This is a genomic window from Flavobacterium zepuense (genome assembly GCF_007097145.1).
GTDB lineage: Bacteria > Bacteroidota > Bacteroidia > Flavobacteriales > Flavobacteriaceae > Flavobacterium > Flavobacterium zepuense.
The window spans coordinates 345,147-367,151 of record NZ_VJVZ01000001.1; the positions used below are offsets into that span (position 1 = coordinate 345,147).

A 22,005-nucleotide genomic window follows, 5' to 3' on the forward strand; every position below is an offset into this window, starting at 1 on the left:
TGAATACTAACTACAAAATATCCCGTTTGTTTATTACTTTTACAGCACATAAACAATCAATGAGATATTTTGTAGTTTTTTTATTTACATTACTTTCACTTTCTGCCTTTGCACAAACCGAGGCTAAAAAACAGGAAAGTGTATCGGGCACCATCGTGTCAGATATTACCCTGCGCCCAATTGGCGGGGTAAGCATTATTAACATCAACAGGGTTAAAGGCACCACTACCGATGCAAAAGGTAACTTTACATTAGAGGCAGCTGCTAATGATACACTTCACGTATCGTATCTGGGTTACCAGTCCATCAAAGTTCGTGTAACTAACGACTGGGTTAAGAGTGCCACCAATACAAAAATTCCGCTAACAGAGAGGGCTTATACGCTTGAAGAAGTTGTGATAAACAAATACAACCTTACAGGCTATTTACAGGTAGACAGTAAACTGGCACCGGTAAAAGAAAACTACCGCTATGCCATTGCCGGTATACCACAGGGGTATGAAGGCGGAGAGAACTCCCCTACTGCCTATAAAAAAATTGTAAGCGCCATTTTTAACCCGGCCGATTTACTGCACAACGTTTTTGGAAAAAAACCGGCAGAAATGCGCAGGCTTAAGGAAATGAAAAAAGATGATACCGTGCGCAATGCACTTGCCAATAAGTTTGACCGCGAAACCCTTGCTGCCCTGCTGGGTATAAGCAAAGATGATATTGCCGATGTATTAACGCGCTGCAACTACTCTCAGGACTTTATAACCACTGCAAACGATTTGCAGATAATGGACGCCATAAGTGGCTGTTATGAGGAGTATAAAGTACTGCACCGCGATAAATAATATCCCTAAACGGTTTGCTCTAAATATTTCCTGGTTATAAAATCGATATCCTTTATAGATTTTTGAGCCCAGTCGATACGCTTTGCCAGTATTTCATCTACAGATAATTGCCAGTTGATGTCCGATCGGCGCAGCCTGCTGCTCAGGTTTTGCAATATTATGGCCGCTGATGACGATATATTCAAACTCTCAGTAAAGCCAACCATTGGTATCTTTAAAAAACCGTCGGCCTGGCTCAGCACTTCATCACTCAACCCGTTAATTTCAGTCCCAAAAAATAACGCAGAGGGCTGGCTGATATCAAAATCTTCCATAAGGCAGGAATCGTCGTGCGGCGATGTGGCAATAATGCGGTAACCTTGATCTTTAACGGCTTTAATACTGGCAGCGGTACTGTCAAAACGATTAACATCTACCCATTTTTGTGCGCCAAGGGCAATTTCTTTGTCAATAGTCTTACCGTATTTTTCTTCCACCACATTTAGTTCCTGTATGCCAAAAACCTCGCAGGTGCGCAGTACGGCACTGGTATTGTGCAATTGAAAGATATCTTCTATAACCACAGTAAAGTGCTTGCTGCGCTGGGATAGCACCTGTAAAAACCGGTCGCGGCGGCCTTCGGTTATAAAATTTTCAAGGTAAGCAAGGTAATCAGTATCGCAAGTATTTCGCATCTGTATGTTAGAGTTTAAATCTTTTTCACTAAATTCGGGTAACCAAAATCCAACCATGACACAGGAAGAATTACTTGCGCAAATCTACAAAAAAGACGGCAAAGCCTTTACTGCACTGTACGACATGTATTCTAAAAGTCTTTACGGCGTAATTTATAACCTTATAAAAGACCGCGAAGAAAGCGAAGATGTACTACAGGAAGTATTTGTAAAAATTTGGAAGAACATAGATTCTTACAACGAAACAAAAGGCCGCTTTTTTACCTGGATCCTTAATATAGCCCGCAATACCTCTATAGACAGGCTTAGATCTAAAAGCCATAATAACAGTTTAAAAAACCTTAGTGCCGACAATTTCGTACATATTCTTGACCATAACACAAGTGTGACCAACAAGATAGACGCAATAGGCATAAAGGAGTTTATTAACAAGCTTAAGCCAAAATGCATAAAGCTTATCGACCTGCTGTTTTTTAAAGGGTATACCCAGCAGGAGGCCAGTGAGGAGCTTGAAATACCTTTGGGCACTGTGAAGACACAAAACAGAAATTGCATTAGTGAATTAAGAAACATCCTACAGGTACAATGAACACCGAAGAATACATAGCATCCGGGATACTGGAGCTCTACGTTTTTGGATTATTATCTGAAAACGAGAATAAAGAGGTAAATGATATGGCCCATAAACATGAGGCTGTACAGGCAGAAATACTTTCTATAGAAAAGGCGGTTATAAACCTGTCGTACTCTGTTGCGCCGCATTTATCGGCAGCCAATTACGAGAAAATAAGGCAGCAGCTTATAGATAAACACAACAATAACAACGGCGTGGTACAAATGGAGCCTAAGCGTGGCATGAGCCAGTATATGGGCTGGGCGGCAGCGGTTATACTTTCTTTTGGGCTTGCTTACCAGTACTACCAAACTGATGAAGCTACTAAAGAGATACAGTCGGCAAACGCCAAAACATCTAAATATGAGCAGCTTGTTGCCAGCTTAGAGCAAAAAAACAACCAGGCCGAAAAAGCCCTTAACGTGGTGCGCGACAACGCCACCAGCGTAGTTAAACTTGCAGGTCAGGAAGTGGCTCCGCAATCTTACGCAAAGGTGTACCTTAACAAAAATAAGAAGGAAATTTATGTAGACCTTGCCGGCCTGCCTACCCCGCCTAAGGGTAAAGTGTACCAAATATGGGCACTTAGGTTAGACCCTATTACCCCTACCAGCATTGGCGTTATTGCCGATAAGAATGCCAACTACGGTATCTTTAAGGTGGATAACAACGATGGTGCACAAGCTTTTGGTATAACATTAGAGCCTGCCGGTGGTAGCCCAAGCCCTACAATGGAGCAGCTGTATACGTTAGGTAAAGTATAAATAGATAATGATATGATATTGAGAAAGGAAGCTTTAGGGCTTCCTTTTTTTTGTTTAATAAACCGAAAGAAGTTAAATTTGAATATGAAAAAAGTTGTAGTGCTTAGTGGTGCCGGCATGAGTGCCGAAAGTGGTATTAATACCTTTAGGGATGCAGGCGGGCTGTGGGAAGGCCATGATGTTATGGAAGTAGCATCGCCCGAAGGCTGGCGCAAAAACCCGGCGCTGGTGCTGGACTTTTATAACAAGCGCCGCCGGCAGCTTTTTGAGGTACAGCCCAACAAAGCGCACTTTATTACAGCCGAATTAGAAGCCGACTTTGAGGTTACCATCATCACCCAAAATGTAGACGACCTGCACGAGCGCGCCGGTAGCAACAACGTACTGCACCTGCATGGCGAGCTGCTTAAAGCCCGTAGCGTATATAACACCAACGATATTATAGATTTTAAAGGCGATATAAACCTGGGCGACCTGCATACCGATGGTTACCAGCTCAGGCCGCACATAGTGTGGTTTGGCGAGGCCGTACCGGCTATAGAAGAGGCCATACCCTACGTTGAGCAGGCCGATTATATTATTGTTATTGGCACATCATTACAGGTGTTCCCCGCCGCCGGATTGTTAGATTTTGCCACTCGCGATGCCCAAATTTATTACATAGACCCTAAACCTGCCGGTATACCCAACCTGCGCAACCCGCTGGAGGTTTTCCCGGTACTGGCAAGTGAGGGTATGGAGATAGTAGCAGCCAAATTAAGACAACAATAATGGGATCTAAACTTAAAGAGTTACAAAAACTTTACAAAGGCGATGAAAACAACTTATTATATTATTATTCATCACCGGGTTTTACCTATGATTTGTTTGGTTGTAAGCTGGCGATAGACCATGATCTTAATTATAGGATGGTTTTTAGGTATTTTGATCCTAAAATAAAAATTCTCGGTAAGCCCGATTTTTATTGTGAAGGTATGATTCCTGAAAGTATTAAACAAAAACTAACGGAGTTGATAGCTGTAGGATTTTCTGATCTTAAACCCATTTATTCACCTTATTCAAACCACTACGTGCCAGACGATACAGGCAGTCATGAATATCTTATCAATACAAAAGATGGATTTTTAAGAAGCTCATTGTATTCTATATCTTTTTCTGACCACATACAATTTAAAACGAAAAACGAAATATTGTATTATGAACTGCATTGTAAGTTATTAAAGTGGATTCAAGGCTTATATGACTTTGTAAAACAAATACATTATAGTGATTTAAAGTAATCTTAGTCATTCCACTTAAACTCTTTTTTAATTTGCTCCAGCCATTTAGTGTCTTTTATAGGTATAGGTCCCGTTTGGGTTTTTCTAAATTGCTCCGGCATTTGTTGTAAAGTAAAGGAATTAAATACCTGGCTGCCAAAGTGCAGGTAATGGTAAAAATCGTAATTACGAAAAATTACATCGGTAATTTCATTGTTTAAGTAGGCTTTTTTTATTGACGGGAATAAAGCCTCCCATACCTCGCGCTGGTTCTTTTCAAACTGAAAATTATGAATTAGGGTAGTATCAAAACCATTCTGAATGCATGCAAAACTTTTATCGCCTGCATACACTCCCCATTTAGTAGCAATAGTTAGAATAGGCTCAATATTTTTAAAATGATATTCGGCCAGATAATTTTTAATGGTTTCCTGTTGTAAAGAATCAATTCCGGGAATATTTAAAACCTTCATTGCAAAGGCAGTAATGTACTGGTCTTTCTCGTTAATGGTATTCAGTTTTCTTAAGTCCGCCTGTTTATCAAAATTATTAGTCAGCCAAATGGTGTGGTTTTTCAAATACATTTCTTTAAACCACGAGGCAAGGTTGCCCTTCATAATAGCATTAAAGTAATTTTCGTTTCCTGTAAGGTATGCGGCATCAAAACCGTGGTTTTTTACCAATACGGTTAGCTCATTCTTAAAATAGTTTATATCGTTATGGTAATAAGCCGGTTCTAATAACCGCCTTTTTAGTAAAACTTCATGACCGTATCCTTTTTCCAGGAGGGAAACTTCAGCTTTTACGGTGTTATAGGCAGCTTTATCTTCATAGCCTGAATTTAGCACAGGCAGTATTTTCTCTTTAATAACAATATCGCGTTTGTTTTGTGCATACGCACTGGTCGTTAAAAGAATACTGAAAATTATGTGCAAGGTGTTTTTTATACTCATTGTAAATTGATTTTAAAGGCTAACTGCAATGTAGCAGTTTAATCCTTATATTTAATAGTTAGGCTTAGATGATAATTTTTTTTTACATTACCAAATTTTGGTAACTTTATAAAAAATTTAATCATGGGAAAAAACACTTCAATATCGTTAGACCATCATTTTGAAAGTTTTATTGAACAAACGGTCACTAATGGAAGATTTAAAAACGCAAGCGAAGTTGTTAGGGCGGGATTACGCTTGCTTGAAGAGGAAGAAGATCGCCTGATACTGCTCAAAAATGCAATTAATGAAGGTATTGATAGCGGCCGGGCAACCGATTTTGATCCTAAAAAGCATCTTGCATCACTTAAAGCCAAAAGAACATCTAATGGCTAAATACTATTTCACTAACAGGGCAGTTGATGATTTATCTGATATTTGGAATTATACTTTTGATGCATGGTCAGAACAACAAGCCGATAAATATTATGAATTACTTTCAGATGGTTGCCAACAACTCGCAAATAATCCAAATCTCGGCAAATTATACACCGAAATAGGTAATTTATTATTAGGTTACAAATTGGGCGAACATGTTGTTTTTTATACCATAATAAATAATGAGGAAATTGAAATTGTAAGGATACTTCATAGCAGAATGGATTTAAAGAAAAAATTCTACTAAGACCTTAAATTTTAATGAACAATCCCATTTTCTTAATTCACCTTAAAACCCTATATTTGCGCGCATAAATACAACAACAGAATATTTATGCAACAATTATCTGAACTGAATGCAATATCGCCTATAGACGGCAGGTACAGGAACAAAACCGTTTCATTAGCCGCTTTTTTCTCAGAAGAAGCCCTTATAAAATACCGTGTACTTGTAGAGATAGAGTACTTTATTGCACTTTGCGAATTACCTTTACCACAACTTACCGGCATAGACAAAAGCACATATGGCCCGCTTAGGGACATTTACAATAACTTTTCGTCTGATGATGCCCTTCAGATAAAAGAAATAGAAAAAACTACCAACCACGATGTTAAAGCCGTTGAATATTTTATAAAATCGGCTTTTGATAAACTTGGGCTTGATGCTTATAAAGAGTTTATACACTTTGGCTTAACATCTCAGGATATAAACAATACTGCTATACCGCTTAGCACTAAAGAGGCGTTTGAAAAGGTTTACATGCCCTCTTTCATTAGCCTTGTTGCTAAACTTAAGGAGCTTAGTACCGAGTGGATGGACATACCAATGCTGGCACGCACGCACGGGCAACCGGCATCGCCAACACGCTTGGGTAAAGAAATTCACGTTTTTGTAGAGCGTTTAGAGGAGCAGCTACGCTACCTTAACAATATACCGTTCGCAGCTAAATTTGGCGGCGCTACCGGTAACTTTAACGCACATTTTGTGGCGTACCCACAAACCGACTGGAGGCAATTTGGCAACACGTTTGTAGAAGGCACACTGGGCCTTAAACACTCGTTCCCAACCACGCAAATTGAGCACTACGACCATTTTGCTGCCTTTTTTGATGCCCTTAAGCGTATCAATACCATATTAATAGACTTGGATAGGGATATCTGGACCTACGTTTCTATGGATTATTTTAAACAAAAAATAAAGGCCGGAGAAATAGGATCATCGGCTATGCCGCACAAGGTAAACCCTATAGATTTTGAAAACTCTGAAGGTAACTTAGGTATTGCTAATGCCATTTTTGAGCACCTTTCGGCTAAACTGCCTATCTCAAGGCTGCAGCGCGACCTTACTGATAGTACTGTTTTAAGGAACATTGGCGTACCTATTGGCCATACTATCATAGCTTTTGAAGCTACCCTTAAAGGACTTAACAAGCTGTTGCTTAACGCCGATAAATTTGCTGAGGACTTAGAGCGTAACTGGGCCGTAGTGGCAGAGGCGATACAAACCATCCTTCGCCGTGAAGCATACCCTAACCCGTATGAGGCACTTAAAGACCTAACCCGTACCAACACGGTTATAGATAAAAATGCAATACACAACTTTATCAATACATTAAACGTAACCGATGAAGTTAGGGCTGAACTGCTTAAAATTACACCTGCAAATTATTTAGGGATAACAGTGTAGCTTAAAATAATTTCATAGATTTGAAAACCAACCAATACTACCTATCATGAAAAAATTATTCAGCTTACTATTGTTATCGCTACTGTTTTCGTGCAATAATGACGATAACATAACCTATACTATGAGCAGCTCTATGGAGCTTACTACACAGGCACAGGTAGATGCTTTTGTGGCATCAAATTATTCATCGGTAAATGGTACGTTATTAATTGGCAGCTATTACGAAGAAACTGATATTACCGATCTTTCAGGGCTTGAACATCTTACCGATGTAAGTGGCGAGTTAAAAATCTTTGGCAACACACAGCTTTCAAGCTTAGAAGGTTTACATAATTTAAAGCATGCCGAATCTGTAGAGATCAAGTCAAATTCAATCACTGATTTAAAGGGGCTACGCTCGTTAGAAGGTGTAGGCCAGGACGGTCCCGGTTATCTTATTATCTCTAACAATCAATTTCTTAAAGATTTAAAAGGCTTAGAAAAAATCACTGAGCTTCCCTGGCTACGCATAGATAATAACCAGGCTTTGGAAAGTTTAGCCGGGCTTACAAACGTTACAAAAATAAGCAGCCTTGATATTAGCAACTGCCCTAAGCTTACATCGCTTACCGGTTTAGATAATGTATCTAATCTACAATCGTTAACCATAGGGGGTAATACCACGCTTACATCATTAGAAGCCCTTAAAAACGTAACCAGCCTATCTTATCTTTTGATAGTAGAAAATAATGCCCTAATCTCTTTACAGGGCCTCCATAATGCAACTTCAATACAATACGCATCTATTCAAAACAATCCGCTTATTAACTCGTTACAAGGCCTTCATAACCTTGAAAATGCCGAGATTTTAGAAATTATAGGAGCCAACGGCCTGACATCCCTGCAAGGGCTTGAAAAAATTACAACAATTAAGGATTTAACAATACAGGAAAACACAAACCTTACTTCTTTACAAGGTTTGCAAAATTTACTAAGCGTTGGTTTGCTCGAAGTTCACAACAACCAAGCCTTAGTAACTATAGAGCAGCTTTCTACGTTAACGCAAATTATACCGCCTTCTAATAATCAGGTAAGTAGGATAAGTATAAGTTCAAATAATGCACTTACATCACTTAATGGATTGCAAAATGTTAACCCGTTTCTCGGCCAGTTAAATGTAACGTATAATGAATCGCTACAAAACCTTTGCGCTATAACGGGGCTTACCCCTACCGGAACTGACGTGGATGTTTACTTGTATAACAACGCAAATCCTGTTACGGCATACACTATAAATAATAGTAATTGTAGCCTGTAACAAAATTCTTTATCAGCAATCTATAAATATATGTTAAAGCCTGTTTAAATTTATTTCGTAAGAATTTTAATAGCTTATTTTTGAAAATAACGAAATTCTTACCTCTAACAAATTTAAACAGGCCGCTACATGCAAAACAAGATACTTATACTCTTTGCCCATCCGCTGTTTGAGAAATCAAACGCTAATGATGCATTGGTACAAAGTATACCGGAGTCGGCTAACATTACTTTTCACGACCTGTACCAGGAATACCCTGATTTTGATATTGATGTAAAGCGCGAGCAGGAACTGCTTGTACTGCATGACATTATTATTTGGCACCACCCTATGTATTGGTACAGCTGCCCTCCCCTTTTAAAGCAGTGGATAGACCTTGTTTTAGAGCATGGCTGGGCGTACGGCCGGGATGGCTTTGCCCTTAAAGGCAAATTGCTCTTACAGGCTATAACTACCGGTGGCAAAAAAGAAAATTACTGCGCTACAGGCAGTAACAACTTTACAATATTACAATTAATGGAACCCTTTTGCCAAACGGCAAAGGTATGTAACATGACCTACCTACCGCCGTTTGTGGTTCACGGTACACACTCTATGGATGCCGATGGCTACAAAAAATACGGTAAGTTGTATGAGCAGGTACTGCTATTTCTTGAACACAAAAAGCTGAACTTTGCAGAACTGGACAAATATTCTTATTTTAACGACTACATACAAACTAAAATTGGGTAATTATGCAGGATGGTTTTTTCTTTCAGGCCATAATATACCTTTTGGCCGCCGTAATATGTGTTCCCATCGCTAAAAAGCTTGGGCTTAGCTCTATATTGGGTTATTTGTTTGCCGGTATCATTATCGGCCCATATGTGCTTGGGCTTATAGGTCAGGAAGGCCAGGACATTATGCACTTTGCCGAGTTTGGCGTAACCATGATGCTTTTCCTCATTGGGCTGGAACTCGACCCGCAAAAATTTTGGCGCATGCGCCGCATTATTGTTGGTATGGGTATGATGCAATTACTGATAACTGCCGGAACGCTATTTATTGTATGCTCTATAGTACTAAACTGGGACTGGCAAACAACTGTAGCCATATCGTTAGCCTTAACGCTGTCGTCTACAGCTATTGTCATGCAAACCCTTAAGGAGAAAGGGCTTACCAAAACCTCTATGGGCAGGTCGTCTTTCGCGGTGCTGTTGTTTCAGGATATCGCGGTTATCCCCATACTCGCCATATTACCCCTATTGGCCGACGGCCATGTAAATAACGCCAACGCAAACCATTCCCTGATATCCGATTTACCCGGTTGGGCACAAACCCCTATTGTATTTGGCACCGTAGGGCTTGTTTATTTGGGTGGAAGATATGTAATTATACCATTGCTTCACATTGTTGCCAAAACGCGCTTACAGGAGCTATTTACCGCATCTGCGCTGTTACTGGTAATGGGTGTATCGTATATGATGCAACTTGTAGGGCTTAGCCCTGCACTTGGCGCTTTTATTGCCGGGCTTGTATTGGCAAACAGCGAATTTCGCCATGAACTGGAAGGCGATATTGCCCCCTTTAAAGGCCTGCTGTTAGGCTTGTTCTTTATTGGGGTGGGTGCTTCCATCAATTTTAATATCATCATGGCCGATCCGGCTTTTATCATCATATTCTCCACCATCTTTAACGGCATTAAGTTCCTTGTACTTTTACTGGTTGGTAAGATCTATAAAAAAAGCGCCGACCAAAACCTCCTTTTTGCCTTTGCATTAAGCCAGGCCGGAGAATTTGGCTTTGTGATATTGGGCTTTGCCGTGCAGCTTAACCTTTTGCCTGTAGTACTCTCTAACCAAATGATGGCCGTTATTGCCATTAGTATGGTAGGAACACCATTTTTATTGCTTATCAACGAAAAATGGATTGACCCGTTTTTTGGAGTGAAAGAAAAACAGCCTAAAAACAAGTACGATAGTATTGATGAGCAAAATGATGTTATCATTGCAGGTTTTGGGAATTTTGGCAGTACCATAGGCCGCCTTCTTAAAGCCAACAGAATTCCGGCAACAGTATTGGATATGGACTCTGACAGGGTTGATTCGCTACGTAAAATGGGCTTTAAGGTATATTATGGCGATGCATCTCGATTGGAATTACTTAAGGCTGCCGGTTGCGAAAATGCCAAAATATTTATTGCCGCTATAGATAACCCAAGGGTAAACCTGCAGGTGGTAGAGATGATTAAAAAACACTTTCCGCACCTTAAGATATTTGCACGTGCGCGTAACCGTAACGATGCGTTTGAGCTGGTAGATATGGGCGTAAAGGATTTTTACCGCGAAAACCTGTATAGTGCTGTAAACCTTGGTGTTGATGCCCTTGTAGAAATGGGCCAGAGAAGATATACCGCCACCCGCCAGGGGCAGCGGTTTTTAAAGTATGATGAAGAGGCCACCCATCGCCTGGCAGAAAAACGCCATGACAAAAAAGCCCTTTTAATGAGTACTTTACAGGAAATAGAAATACAGGAACAGCTTATTAAAAACGACCTGTACTCGCAACTTGGTGCCCAGGACCATGCCTGGGAAAGTACCGATATTAAAAAAGAAGAGCAGGGAGAATTTTAGTTCTTAAGCTCTCTTACTACAATAATTTCATCGTGTAATTCTCCGATAACATTAATAACATCGCCTACAGCTACAGATCGGTATTGTTTTGGGTCGGTCATATTAGGAATGCTAATGGTAGCGGTGTAAAATTTACCCTCAGCAGTTTGCATTTTTGCAGAATAGCCATCTTTACCACGATTTATCTCGGTAACCTTACCCTCTACAGTAATTTTAGCGCCATCAGTAACTGTATCTGTTGCAACAGCCGCATCCTGTACGGTATCGGCAACAACTTCATTTGCAGTAGTATCTACAGCAACATCGCCTTCGGTGGCATTAGCGTCTTTTTTTTCGGCACAGGCAGCAAAAAGTAGTGCAGCCATGCCAAGAGATAACATTGTATTTTTCATATGGTTTTATTTTGCGGTAAAGATAAGTGTTTTCGCACATGCTAAATGTTATAAAAAACAAAAACCGCCCTGTAAAACAGAACGGTTTGTATATATAATTTTCGGGATCTAATTAGTGCCCGCCACCTGTTACTTTATCAAAAGTAATGCCCTGGCGGCTAAGGATACCCTTAACTGTAAAGGCATAAATAGCAAGGTAAGCAAAACATACCACACCTACTACGTAACTGGCATGGATGCCAATAATACCGGCAACCCAGCCTTGTAAAAGGCTTATCCAGCCGCCTCCCATAATCATCATTACAAGGAAGGTACTACCCTGTGTAGTTTGCTTGCCTAAGCCACTTACAGCAAGTGTAAAGATACAAGGCCAAAGTGTACTACAGAATAAACCAACACTTGTAAAGGCGTAAACACTTACATTACCATCGGTAAGCATACCAATAGCAAGGGCAACAATACCAAGTATAGAAAACAAGCCAAGCATGGTGGCCGGGTTACCTTTACTGGCAAAGTCGGCAATAATAAGCACTACTATAATTGCAGCGTATACATAAAATGGTGCAAGGTCGTGCCCCATAAAGGCATTAACCCCAAGGAACACACCAAATGCAAGATACGGTGCAACAATTTTAAGTATGGTTTGAGATGTTTTATTATCGGTAAAAGCCTCAACAGCGCCTCCCCAACGGCCTATCATAAGGCTGGCCCAGTAAAGCGATACATAAGGGGCAACAGCGCTTGTAGCAAAGCCCAGGTTGTTTTCTAAGTAAGCAGGAAGGTTACTTGCCGTAGAAACCTCTACACCTACATATAAAAATATGGCAAACATACCCATTACAAGCTGTGGGTACTGCAATGCTGATTTTTTAATGATACCTTCTTTTACCACTACTTCTTCCTCTATAGTTTCAGGGTGGTTGGGCAACGAAGAGAATTTAAGCATTATCGCTACAAGTAAAAATGCAGCACCAAGAATAAGATAAGGCGCTTTTACACTATTTAAGTCTACATCAGCCGATGGCGCTGAAGCGGAACCGAATATGGCAAAACTTACAATTAGCGGGCCTATTGTAGTACCAAAGTTATTGATACCCCCTGCCAGCGTAAGGCGCTGAGAACCCGTTTTTATTGGTCCCAGTGCAATAGCTAATGGGTTAGCCACAGTTTGCTGTAATGAGAAACCAAGTGCAACAATAAAAAGGCCGGAAAGCATCAGGGCAAAAGATCCGGTCTCGGCAGCAGGATAAAATAACAGCGTACCCACAGCAGATATACCAAGGCCTAATGCCAGTGAATTTTTGTACCCCAGCCGTTCCACTATATCCTGCTTGTTTATGGCAGATATAATAATGTAAATAAAAGAGCCCACAGTATAGGCTATATAAAAGGCTAACGAAACTAACTGGCTTTGCCAGTCTTCCAGGCTAAAAGCCTTTTTAAAAACAGGTATAAGGATGTCGTTGCTCGCAGCAACAAATCCCCAAAAGAAGAAAACAGTAACCAAGGGAATGAACTGGCCCCACTTGGTTTGCGTACTTGTTGTACTCATAGTGTGAATTTTGGGTTAATGGAAAGTTTGGGTTATAATATTTATTAAAATGGGTTTCTAAATTTATTCTGATCGTTTAATTTCTGAGCGCGGCCCTATGCCATTTGCATTGAAAGCTTCTATGGCAAAATAATAGGCATCGCTCCTATCCAGTCCGCTAAAATAATACTCATTTTTGCCATATACCATAATTGAGCCATATAATTTTTCGGGCGACTTGCCAAAATATATCACATAGCCATCAGCCTGCGGCTCTTGCTGCCATTTAAACCACACATTGCGGCGCTCGCCTTTTTTGCGTGCCTCTGCCCGTAGCGGCACAAAATTTTGTACTGTACCCGGCTTAGCACCAGCACCTTTACCAAAAACCCTGAACCCGCTTATGGCAAATTTACCTGTGGGCATTTGCAGGTTTTCCAGCTTTAAATAACGTGCCGAAGCGGGTTTTTGCAGCTCTATATAATCATGCGGAACATCCTTATTATTTTTACTCTTATCTACCAGCACGCTCCATTTTTTACCGTCGTTAGAGGCATAAATGATATATTTATGCCCGGTTGTGGTTTCGGGTTTGCCCATAAGTGTGGCGTCCTGGTCGGCATAATTTATCTGTATTGCATTGATTGTGCTTACTTCTCCCAGGTCGGATATAAGGTACTCGCCTTTATTGGACGTTTTAGCGCTCCAGTAGGTTTTAATGTCCTCGTCGGTTATATAATTGGGACTGAATCCACCCAAAGTAGACGATACCTGAACCGGCTTGTTATAGTTAAGCAGCATCCACCCGCTAAAAGACGAAAGGCTGCTATGTTCTTTATTTTCAGACGGAAGGAACGTAGGGTAATCGCCATAGGCCGTGTTTGAGTACAGAATGCCATCGGCATCAAAACCGGCAGGCCAGATGCCCAGGCGCCTTTCAAAATTATTTTTAGTAGAAATTACTATAGTGCTGATATGCCAGTACTTATCGTTAATATCCTTATAAGTAGCCCCATGCCCTGCCCCACGTGCAAAACCGCCCGGCTTGTAAGAAAATGGGTTAAACAACTGATATTCAAATGGCCCAAGCGGGCTACTGCCCACATATACACCATCGGCATAACCGCTAAACTCGGTACCCGGAGCCCCATATTGCAGGTAATATCTACCGTTATGTTTGGTCATAAAAGCGCCTTCGGTAAAAGGCTGTAAAAATGTATTGTCGTTATGTTCGCCAAAGCGCTCCCAGCCATGCTCATCATCGTTAAGTGCCAGAACGGGAATTACTTCGCCTTCCGGCTGAAACGTTTTCCTGTTGAGTTTTACACCATATAATGGATACAGGTTGCTGGAACCGTAGTATAAATACACTTCATCCTTGTCCTTATCCCAAAAAATCTGGGGATCCCAGGCACCTGCTTCAAACTTGTGTACCAGCTCTTTCCAGTTGTCGCCGTCAGGTTTTGTGCTCATCCAGATGGGGAATTCCTTAGTATGTGTAGAGCCTACAACCAGTAGTGTATCGTTTACAAACGAAACCGAAGGTGCGCAAAGTTCGTCGTACACATTGTGCTCCGGCCTAAGGAATTTTCGGGGTATGAACTTCCAGTCCAGCATATCCTTACTATGCCAATAACCCCATTGATTGGTGCTAAACAAGTAGTATTCGCCTTTAAAATAGGTAATTACAGGGTCGGCAGTAGCGCGGTGCTTGCCTTGCGTAACAAAATTAGGTATGGGACAGTAGCCGTAATCTATATTTATAGGGTTGCAATAGGTTTTGTGCTGGCTATAGCCGAAAGTAACTCCTAGGAGAAACAAAAAAATGCATAACTTTCTTTTCAATTTGTAAGAACAGCAGGTTGAATAAACTGTGCAATGTGAAATTAAATATTGTTTAGAATAAACATTTCTTATTGATAGATTATCTAAAATAGCTTCCTCCATAACGTAGATTATTGCCACTAACTAGGCCTAAAAATTCATTAACTTGAGTATGATAATTCGACTGTTTGATCTTTCTCTCTCCGTATAATTCAGGATGATCATCTTGAAATTTAAAAAGATCTTCTGCATTATCTAATTTTAGAATATGAGTGTTATTATGTATGAAGCCTACATTTTCAAATCTAAAATTACTAAAGACAAAAGGAATGACATTATTACTTAAAACCCAAGCTGCACCCATTTCATTCATGCATATTTCGCTCGCTTTATAATTTTCAGTAATAATTTGTATTACACATATTGAATTTTTAATATTTTCTTTAATTGCAGATTTAAAGTCTTCTCCACTTTTAACTCCAGTATCTGTCGCAGATGTATAAAATATATCATCTCTATCAATACCTAAACCTAAATTGAGAATCTTATCTACAAATGCTGATACAATTTGTTTATCCTTACTGGAATGGCTAATAAAAATTTTTCCTGACATATCATTAAATATATTTTCAAATATAACAATATTAAATTCATTGCTAATATTCATTTACAAAAAAGGCTGCCTTTTGGGCAGCCTTTACTTTAAAATCAACAAAAATTAAACTCACTTAACTAACACAAATTTATCTGTAAGTTCTGCTGCCGAGCTTCCGCCGACGAACACATTAAAGTCGCCCGGCTCTGCAACAAACTGCATGTTTATATCATAGAATTTCAGGTCGTTAGCAGTAATGGTAAACTCAACCGTTTTTTTCTCGCCCTTTTTAAGCGGTACTTTATTAAAGCCTTTAAGCTCCCTTACCGGGCGCGTAACCGACCCCACCTTATCCTGAATGTACAACTGTACCACCTCTTCGCCATCATAATTACCGGTGTTGGCTACATCTACACTTACTTTTATTGAACCACTGGCAGTAAGCGTGTTAGCCGACAGTTTTGGGTTAGAATAAGCAAACGTAGTATAGCTTAATCCGTAACCAAATGGGTAGAGCGGACTGTTATCTGAATCTATGTAACGCGATTTGTATTTCTGCTCGGGGTCTGCCGCGCCAAGGTACGGCCTGCCCGTATTCTTATGATTGTAATACACAGGTACTTGCCCTAATGTGCGCGGAAACGTCATAGGCAGTTTGCCACCCGGATTGTTAATGCCGTAAAGCGTTTGGGCAATGGCATCGCCACCCATAGTACCGGGAAACCATGCTTCTAAAATGGCATCCATGTTCTCGTTTTCCCAGCTAAGGGTAAGCGGCCTTCCGTTCATAAGTACCAGTACCAAAGGCTTCCCGAGCTTTTTAAGCTCAGCCAGAAACTCTTTTTGTATGCCCGGTAAATTAATATCGGTACGCGATGCAGCCTCACCCGTCATGTTCTCAAACTCACCCATAACTGCCACAATTACATCGGCCTGTCGGGCGTTATCAAGTGCTTTTTGCATTTGCGATTTGCTTGTATCTACAATTTCCACACCTTTATCAAAGGTTAATTTGCCCTTATCAGTGATCAGTTTTCTTACACCTTCTTCAACACTTACGGCATAGCCGGTACGGTCGCCTGTTGCTGCCCATGAGCCTATTATATTGGCCTCATCGCTAATAAGCGGACCCACAAAAGCAACCTTTTGCTCCCTGCGAAGCGGCAGTATATTGTTGTTCTTTAAGAGCACCATACTTTTGTTAGCTACCTGTAATGCAGCATCTAAGTGCTCCTTTTTATAGATGGTTGCCGCCTCGCGCTTCTCATCGTTATAGCGGTATGGGTCTTCAAAAAGGCCCAGGTCGTACTTGGCTTCCAGTATCCTTTTGCAGGCATCGTTTATGTCAGTTTCCTTTACTTTACCCTGATTTAGAAGGGTTTTAAGGTGTTTAAGGTAAATACCCCCTACCATATCCATGTCAATCCCGGCGTTTAGCGAAAGTTCCCCGGCATGGGCTGCATCCTGGGCAAAACCGTGCGGAATCAGCTCATTAATAGCAGTATAGTCGGTCACCACAAAGCCGTTAAATTTCCATTCGCCTTTAAGTATATCCCTCAATAAGAACCTGTTACCTGTTGCCGGAACGCCCGATATCTCGTTAAACGATGTCATAAACGTGCGCACCCCGGCATCTACCGTGGCCTTAAACGGCGGCAGGTAGGTTTCGCGCAGTACGCGCTCACTCATATCTACTGTGTTATAATCACGGCCGGCCTCGGCAGCGCCATAGGCAGCGAAGTGTTTGGTACAGGCTAAGATGGTGTTAATCGCCCCAAGGTCAGACCCTTGAAAACCCTTAACACGCGCCATAGCAAGCCTGGAACCCAGGTAAGTATCCTCTCCTGAACCCTCCGAAACACGGCCCCAACGCGGGTCGCGGGCTATGTCTACCATGGGGGCAAACGTCCAGTGTACACCACTTGCGGCAGCCTCGGCGGCAGCCACTTTGCTGGAAAGCTCTGCCATTGCAGGATCCCAACTGGCTGATTCCCCAAGGGTTATAGGAAATATTGTGCGGTAGCCATGAATAACATCATAGCCATACAGCAAAGGTATCTTAAGCCTTGAGTTTTCGAGGTTAAGCTTCTGAAGCTCACGGGTGTACTTAACCCCTGTAGCGTTGAGTATTGAGCCTACATTGCCCTTTTTTATCTCTTCTATAAAGTTATCGCCGCCTTTGGGACCGGTAACGGTTCCGTCAGCGGTAAACTGTACTAACTGGGCAATTTTCTCGTCGATGGTCATCTTGCCCATCAGCTCGCTTATAAACTCGTTCCGGGGTTTGATTTTGGCTTGATTTTTCACTTTCTGCGCATGAGTTGCGATAGAAAAGCTTAGTAAAAGGAGTAAAAATTTGTAAGTTTTCATTGTAATAAAATTGTAATTATTGGATAGATGTTTTGGATTTTATACCAATCGGTATATTTTTTTCAGGCGTTTAATTTCGTTTTCTGTTTTATACCGATTGGTATATTTTAAAAAGCTACGCAAGGTACTTTTCTTTTTTTAAAACGATGTATATTGTTTTTTGAGCTGATTTAAAAAACACCGCCTTTGCATGGCGTGAAAAGGCGGTGCTAAAAAAAAATTGCTATGAAAAATTTTGGTCAAAAAATTTTAATTTTAAAAAGCGTGTTGCGACGAATGAAAGCCCAGTGTTAAAAGGCCATCCTTCACTTCGGGAGCCTGCATAAAGAGGTCCCAAAGCATACCGCTACGGTAATTTTCTATCATAGGCGCTATAGTACCCTGGTCTATAGCCAGATAGCGCGGTGTAACCCAGTCATAATGCGGTGCAAAGGCATCATAGGGCCCTGCGATGCCTATAAGCCTGTCTTTCCATGCGGTATCTTCATAACAAAACCTCAACAGCTTCATAGATTCTGCCGGTGTATACGGGAATGACGATAGTGCCGCCGTAGGCGATATCACGCCCCTGTCGTTATTGGGCTGGTGGGCGCTATACCCGGTGCTGCCATCACTATTGCGGCTGTAGCTTGCGGTAAGCCCCCAGCAATTGTCGGCATAGCCGTTAAACTGGTTGGGGTTGGCCACACAAAAGGCATGCATTATCTTGCTGTGGTTTTGCACCACATCCCAGTAATTAGCATACGTATCGGTTAATCCCCTCGGGTCTAAGCCCATGTACGAGTAATGCGACCAAAACATTGGCCCCACATTACCTGTGGCACCATTATAGTTAAAGATCACGGGCAGGTTGTACTTAACGCCAGGATGGGTAATAGCCCCGCTCCTTGCCCAGCCCTGGTTATAGGCTGCTGCGCCTACAGGGTGCGTGGGCGATGCCGCTGCCATTACATAGGTAATAAGGCACTCGTTATAGCCCTCCAGCTTAAAGTTAAGCTGCCATTCATATTGTGGCGACCAGTGCCAGTACAGCACATCCTCGCCGCCTTTAGTGTACCAGTCCCACTCCACGCCTTTCCATAGTTCATCGGCCTGCTGGGCGAGCGCCTGCTCTGCCTCGGTGCCGTTATTAAAATATTCGCGCACGCAAATAAGTCCTTGGCATAAAAAAGCCGTTTCAACAAGGTCGCCGCCATTGTCTACCGTGCCAAAAGGCACCACATGGCCGGTGGTACCATCCATCCAGTGGGGCCAGGCACCATGAAACCTGTCGGCCGACTCTAAAAAGTTAAGCGCGGTTTGCAACCTGTTAACGGCTTCGGCACGGGGTGCAAAGCCCCTTTCTATACCGGCAAGTATCGTCATAAGGCCAAAGCCAGAGCCGCCCGTAGTAACCAGGTGCGCATCTAACGATGCCTCGTTTACATGGTAACGCTCCCGTGCCAGTTTAGAGTTGGTCTCGGCATAATCCCAAAAATACTTAAGGGCGTCCTTTTGCACCATATCCAGCAGCTGCTCATCGGTATACAGCTGCTCTGCCGGTGGCGTGGGTGTTGGTTCTTCTTCATCGTCATCGTTCTTTGTAGCGCATGAAGAACATGACATACAAAAGGTTAAGATGAACAGGAGTTGTATAATTTTAGCCTGCATTCGCTTTATTGATTGATGATTTGTTGTATATGTTTTATAAAAACGGTACGATTGGGGGCATACCGGTTATTATTAAATAATCAAAAAAAAGAACCCGGCCGGGCAGGCCGGGAACTGTAATTTATGTAACCTTAAAAATTACCTGCCTGCTTTTTCAAGCTCGTATAATGAGTTGATATCAGCTCCGTTAAGTGCTTTTTTCCAAACCCTCATTTCGTCAAGCTGGCCAGTTAACGGTTTATCCCACGCATCTGTAGCTGTACCGTTTGCAGTAGTTGCAAATGCGCCAATTACAGGGTATGTAGGTGTCGTAAATTCTAATCCCGGAGAATCGGCAGCACCTCTAAGCTCCCATTTAGGGTTAGATATTTTTTCGCCGTTTACATAAACCTTTAACATCCTGGTAGGGCCATCCCATGTTAAGACAGCGTGCATCCACTGGCCGCCAACTTTGTTAGGAAATGGTACGTGTCCATCGGCAAGTTCTTCAGCATTAGATTTGATGGTGTTCCTTGAGTCCTGCCATCCTAAAGTATTGTTAGAAACTATCTGCCCTTTAACGGTTATAGAATCGGATGTTGCCTGAGCCCAGCCTGTTTCTGAAAGGAAGTTGATGTTACCAGCCCACTCGTTAGGCCTTGCTAATGAAAGGAATACCGATCCTGATGCTCCGTTATTAGTAACTTTAGCCCATGTAGAAATACTAAAACTTGATAATGAATTACTTAAATTTGCTATTGCAGGATATTTAAGGAAACCGGCGTTAAAATTAGCCCCATTTCCTTTTACTGCATCTACGAAGGTTACGTTGCTGTTGCCATTAGGTGTAGTGCCTGATATGCTTTCTTTTCCATCTGTATCAAAAGACCAGTATGCTATAAGATCGGCAGCTCCAACTTCGTCTGCAGTATTGTAACCACCTATTGGCGGAAGGGCTGCTGTGCCGCCCTCATCGTCGCTACCGCAAGAAGTTATAACCAAACCCGAGGTAAGTGCAAGGGTGTACGCCAAAATTTTGATTGTTTTCATAGTAATAAGGATTTATAAAATTAAAGTTAGTATTAGTATCCGTTGTTTTGAATGAGCCTGCCGCCGCTTACAACTATCTGCGGGTCAGGTATTGGGAACACTTCGTGTTTGCCTGTAATAAAAGTTTTTCCGTTTGCAGCCATTGCGGTTACCGCCTGGCCGGTGCGCACTAAATCAAACCAGCGCTCGTGCTCCATAGCCATTTCCCAGCGCCTCTCGTTATACAGCTCCTGCATGGTAAGCCCGGTACGTTCTGCCAGCCCGGCACGTACCCTTAGCTCGTTTACAAGGCTAAGCGCCTCGTTTGTAAGGCCGTTGTGCATGGCGGCTTCGGCACGTATAAGCATTACATCACTGTATTTTAGCAGCCTTAGGTTTTTAGCGGTTTCGCCTTTGTTACCATTCCACGGTTCGGCTATACTGCTTTGGTAGGCTTTGTAATTGTACATAGGGTTGTTCCAGGTAGTGGGTGCCTCAAAGCCATCCCAAAGGGTAGACGGTACAAAAAGTATGGTAGCTGCCCTCCTCAGGTCGCCTGTTTCATACGAGTTAGAGAGCAATGGCGATGGCGTGTTAAAGCCCCAGCCAAGATCGGGCGTGCCGCGCGGCCCCTGAACATCGGTGTACTGTATGATACCCTTGCCCAGCGTTGCCTGAACTTCAAAAACCGACTCCTCCTTATTCTCTCCCACTTCGCGCCATACATCGGCATAGTTTGCCAAAAGGCTGTATTGGCCGGAGCCCATTACTTCGCCGGACGTGGCATAGGCTTCGTTCCATTTTTCCTGGTACAGGTAGGCTTTAGCCAATAGTGCCTGTGCAGCCCCTTTTGTGGCACGGCCAAGGTCGGCACTGCCGTAGGTGCCTTTCAGCGGAAGCTTTTCTATGGCATCGGCAAGGTCGGCCTCTATCTGCGCGTACACTTCCTGCTTTGTTTTTTTAGTGAATACCAGCTCGTTAATGGCTTCGGTATCGCCCAGGCCTATATTGTCGGTAACCAGGGGAACACCTCCAAAACAGCGCACCAGATCAAAATACCAAAATGCCCTAAGGAACTTAACCTCGCCTATAAGGCGGTTTTTAAGGTTAGGGTCTATAGTTAGCTGCTCCAGGTAAAACAAGGCATTGTTGGCCCTGTAAATGCCCTCGTAACGGCCCTTCCAAACATCGTTAAACGATACATCCTGACTATCGAACGTAAGGTTGTCCAGCTTTACTTTATCGGCACCCGTATCGCTTGGGGTTGAGCCTTTATCGGCATCGTCTGATGTAATACTGGTAATGCCTATCCAGGAAAAGGAGTACATGTTGTAATCCAGCATTTTGTTGTACACACCGTTTACCAGCTGTATGGCATTATCCGGGTCGTTTAGGAAATCCTGCTCGTTTATAACATCGTTAGGATCTACGTTAAGGTCGTCATCACACGATGTTACCAGTACCGATGCCAGCGCTACAATTGCAAAAACCTTATATATATTTTTCTTGTTCATTTGGATTGT

At 42.1% G+C, this 22,005-nt stretch carries 21 protein-coding genes; 11 read left to right on the plus strand and 10 right to left on the minus strand.

Features of this window, described 5'->3' with window-relative positions:
• Positions 1-59: 59 nt before the first annotated feature.
• Entirely contained in the window at positions 60-836 is a 777-nt protein-coding gene (locus FMM05_RS01505) for a carboxypeptidase-like regulatory domain-containing protein (RefSeq protein WP_143371569.1), read from the plus strand.
• Positions 837-841: 5 nt separating this feature from the next.
• Here the strand turns inward: FMM05_RS01505 and FMM05_RS01510 are convergent, their stop codons facing one another.
• Positions 842-1,510, minus strand: coding sequence for a TrmH family RNA methyltransferase (locus FMM05_RS01510; RefSeq protein WP_143371570.1), 669 nt, complete (start codon positions 1,508-1,510; stop codon positions 842-844).
• Positions 1,511-1,565: 55 nt separating this feature from the next.
• On the opposite strand from FMM05_RS01510, the gene FMM05_RS01515 reads away from it, so the two are divergent.
• The 4 genes from FMM05_RS01515 (at position 1,566) to FMM05_RS01530 (ending at position 4,167) form a co-directional block, all read left to right on the plus strand.
• Complete coding sequence (locus tag FMM05_RS01515) at positions 1,566-2,099, plus strand: RNA polymerase sigma factor (RefSeq protein WP_143371828.1); 534 nt, start codon at positions 1,566-1,568, stop codon at positions 2,097-2,099.
• On the plus strand, positions 2,096-2,887 hold the full coding sequence (locus FMM05_RS01520; protein WP_143371571.1) for an anti-sigma factor: 792 nt from the start codon (positions 2,096-2,098) through the stop codon (positions 2,885-2,887). Before FMM05_RS01515 ends, FMM05_RS01520 begins: the two co-directional genes overlap by 4 nt.
• Before the next feature lie 84 nt (positions 2,888-2,971).
• A complete protein-coding gene (locus FMM05_RS01525; RefSeq protein WP_143371572.1) occupies positions 2,972-3,658 on the plus strand; it encodes an SIR2 family NAD-dependent protein deacylase in 687 nt (228 codons plus the stop codon).
• On the plus strand, positions 3,658-4,167 hold the full coding sequence (locus FMM05_RS01530) for a hypothetical protein (protein ID WP_143371573.1): 510 nt from the start codon (positions 3,658-3,660) through the stop codon (positions 4,165-4,167). Before FMM05_RS01525 ends, FMM05_RS01530 begins: the two co-directional genes overlap by 1 nt.
• A gap of 2 nt (positions 4,168-4,169) precedes the next feature.
• On the opposite strand, the gene FMM05_RS01535 is transcribed toward FMM05_RS01530, so the two are convergent.
• Positions 4,170-5,099: a hypothetical protein gene (locus tag FMM05_RS01535; protein WP_143371574.1), complete on the minus strand. Its 930-nt coding sequence runs from the start codon at positions 5,097-5,099 to the stop codon at positions 4,170-4,172.
• 123 nt (positions 5,100-5,222) lie between these two features.
• Here FMM05_RS01535 and FMM05_RS01540 point away from each other — a divergent pair, with 123 nt between their 5' ends.
• The 6 genes from FMM05_RS01540 (at position 5,223) to FMM05_RS01565 (ending at position 11,112) form a co-directional block, all read left to right on the plus strand.
• Complete coding sequence (locus tag FMM05_RS01540) at positions 5,223-5,474, plus strand: type II toxin-antitoxin system ParD family antitoxin (RefSeq protein WP_143371575.1); 252 nt, start codon at positions 5,223-5,225, stop codon at positions 5,472-5,474.
• Positions 5,467-5,763, plus strand: coding sequence for a type II toxin-antitoxin system RelE/ParE family toxin (locus FMM05_RS01545; protein ID WP_143371576.1), 297 nt, complete (start codon positions 5,467-5,469; stop codon positions 5,761-5,763). Before FMM05_RS01540 ends, FMM05_RS01545 begins: the two co-directional genes overlap by 8 nt.
• Before the next feature lie 87 nt (positions 5,764-5,850).
• Positions 5,851-7,203, plus strand: coding sequence for an adenylosuccinate lyase (purB, locus tag FMM05_RS01550; RefSeq protein ID WP_143371577.1), 1,353 nt, complete (start codon positions 5,851-5,853; stop codon positions 7,201-7,203).
• Positions 7,204-7,249: 46 nt separating this feature from the next.
• Positions 7,250-8,500 carry a leucine-rich repeat domain-containing protein gene (locus tag FMM05_RS01555; RefSeq protein ID WP_143371578.1) on the plus strand — a complete coding sequence of 417 codons (1,251 nt, stop codon included), beginning with the start codon at positions 7,250-7,252 and terminating at the stop codon, positions 8,498-8,500.
• 129 nt (positions 8,501-8,629) lie between these two features.
• Complete coding sequence (locus tag FMM05_RS01560) at positions 8,630-9,232, plus strand: NAD(P)H-dependent oxidoreductase (RefSeq protein ID WP_143371579.1); 603 nt, start codon at positions 8,630-8,632, stop codon at positions 9,230-9,232.
• A 2-nt stretch (positions 9,233-9,234) separates the two neighbouring features.
• Complete coding sequence (locus tag FMM05_RS01565; protein WP_143371580.1) at positions 9,235-11,112, plus strand: monovalent cation:proton antiporter-2 (CPA2) family protein; 1,878 nt, start codon at positions 9,235-9,237, stop codon at positions 11,110-11,112.
• On the opposite strand, the gene FMM05_RS01570 is transcribed toward FMM05_RS01565, so the two are convergent.
• The 8 genes from FMM05_RS01570 to FMM05_RS01605 all read right to left on the minus strand — a co-directional run bounded on the left by FMM05_RS01570 (position 11,109) and on the right by FMM05_RS01605 (position 21,996).
• A complete protein-coding gene (locus tag FMM05_RS01570) occupies positions 11,109-11,504 on the minus strand; it encodes a hypothetical protein (RefSeq protein WP_143371581.1) in 396 nt (131 codons plus the stop codon). The two genes, FMM05_RS01565 and FMM05_RS01570, sit on opposite strands and share 4 nt — an antisense overlap.
• A gap of 112 nt (positions 11,505-11,616) precedes the next feature.
• On the minus strand, positions 11,617-13,056 hold the full coding sequence (locus FMM05_RS01575; protein WP_143371582.1) for an MFS transporter: 1,440 nt from the start codon (positions 13,054-13,056) through the stop codon (positions 11,617-11,619).
• A 63-nt stretch (positions 13,057-13,119) separates the two neighbouring features.
• The gene (locus FMM05_RS01580) at positions 13,120-14,856 is read right to left on the minus strand and encodes a family 43 glycosylhydrolase (protein ID WP_235894337.1); all 1,737 of its coding nucleotides are present in this window, start codon (positions 14,854-14,856) and stop codon (positions 13,120-13,122) included.
• A 103-nt stretch (positions 14,857-14,959) separates the two neighbouring features.
• The gene (locus tag FMM05_RS01585) at positions 14,960-15,472 is read right to left on the minus strand and encodes a toll/interleukin-1 receptor domain-containing protein (protein WP_185965485.1); all 513 of its coding nucleotides are present in this window, start codon (positions 15,470-15,472) and stop codon (positions 14,960-14,962) included.
• 111 nt (positions 15,473-15,583) lie between these two features.
• The gene (bglX, locus tag FMM05_RS01590; RefSeq protein ID WP_143371585.1) at positions 15,584-17,824 is read right to left on the minus strand and encodes a beta-glucosidase BglX; all 2,241 of its coding nucleotides are present in this window, start codon (positions 17,822-17,824) and stop codon (positions 15,584-15,586) included.
• 255 nt (positions 17,825-18,079) lie between these two features.
• On the minus strand, positions 18,080-19,474 hold the full coding sequence (locus FMM05_RS01595; protein ID WP_143371586.1) for a glucoamylase family protein: 1,395 nt from the start codon (positions 19,472-19,474) through the stop codon (positions 18,080-18,082).
• A 138-nt stretch (positions 19,475-19,612) separates the two neighbouring features.
• The gene (locus FMM05_RS01600) at positions 19,613-20,503 is read right to left on the minus strand and encodes a LamG-like jellyroll fold domain-containing protein (RefSeq protein WP_143371587.1); all 891 of its coding nucleotides are present in this window, start codon (positions 20,501-20,503) and stop codon (positions 19,613-19,615) included.
• A 32-nt stretch (positions 20,504-20,535) separates the two neighbouring features.
• The gene (locus tag FMM05_RS01605; protein ID WP_143371588.1) at positions 20,536-21,996 is read right to left on the minus strand and encodes a RagB/SusD family nutrient uptake outer membrane protein; all 1,461 of its coding nucleotides are present in this window, start codon (positions 21,994-21,996) and stop codon (positions 20,536-20,538) included.
• Positions 21,997-22,005: the final 9 nt, after the last annotated feature.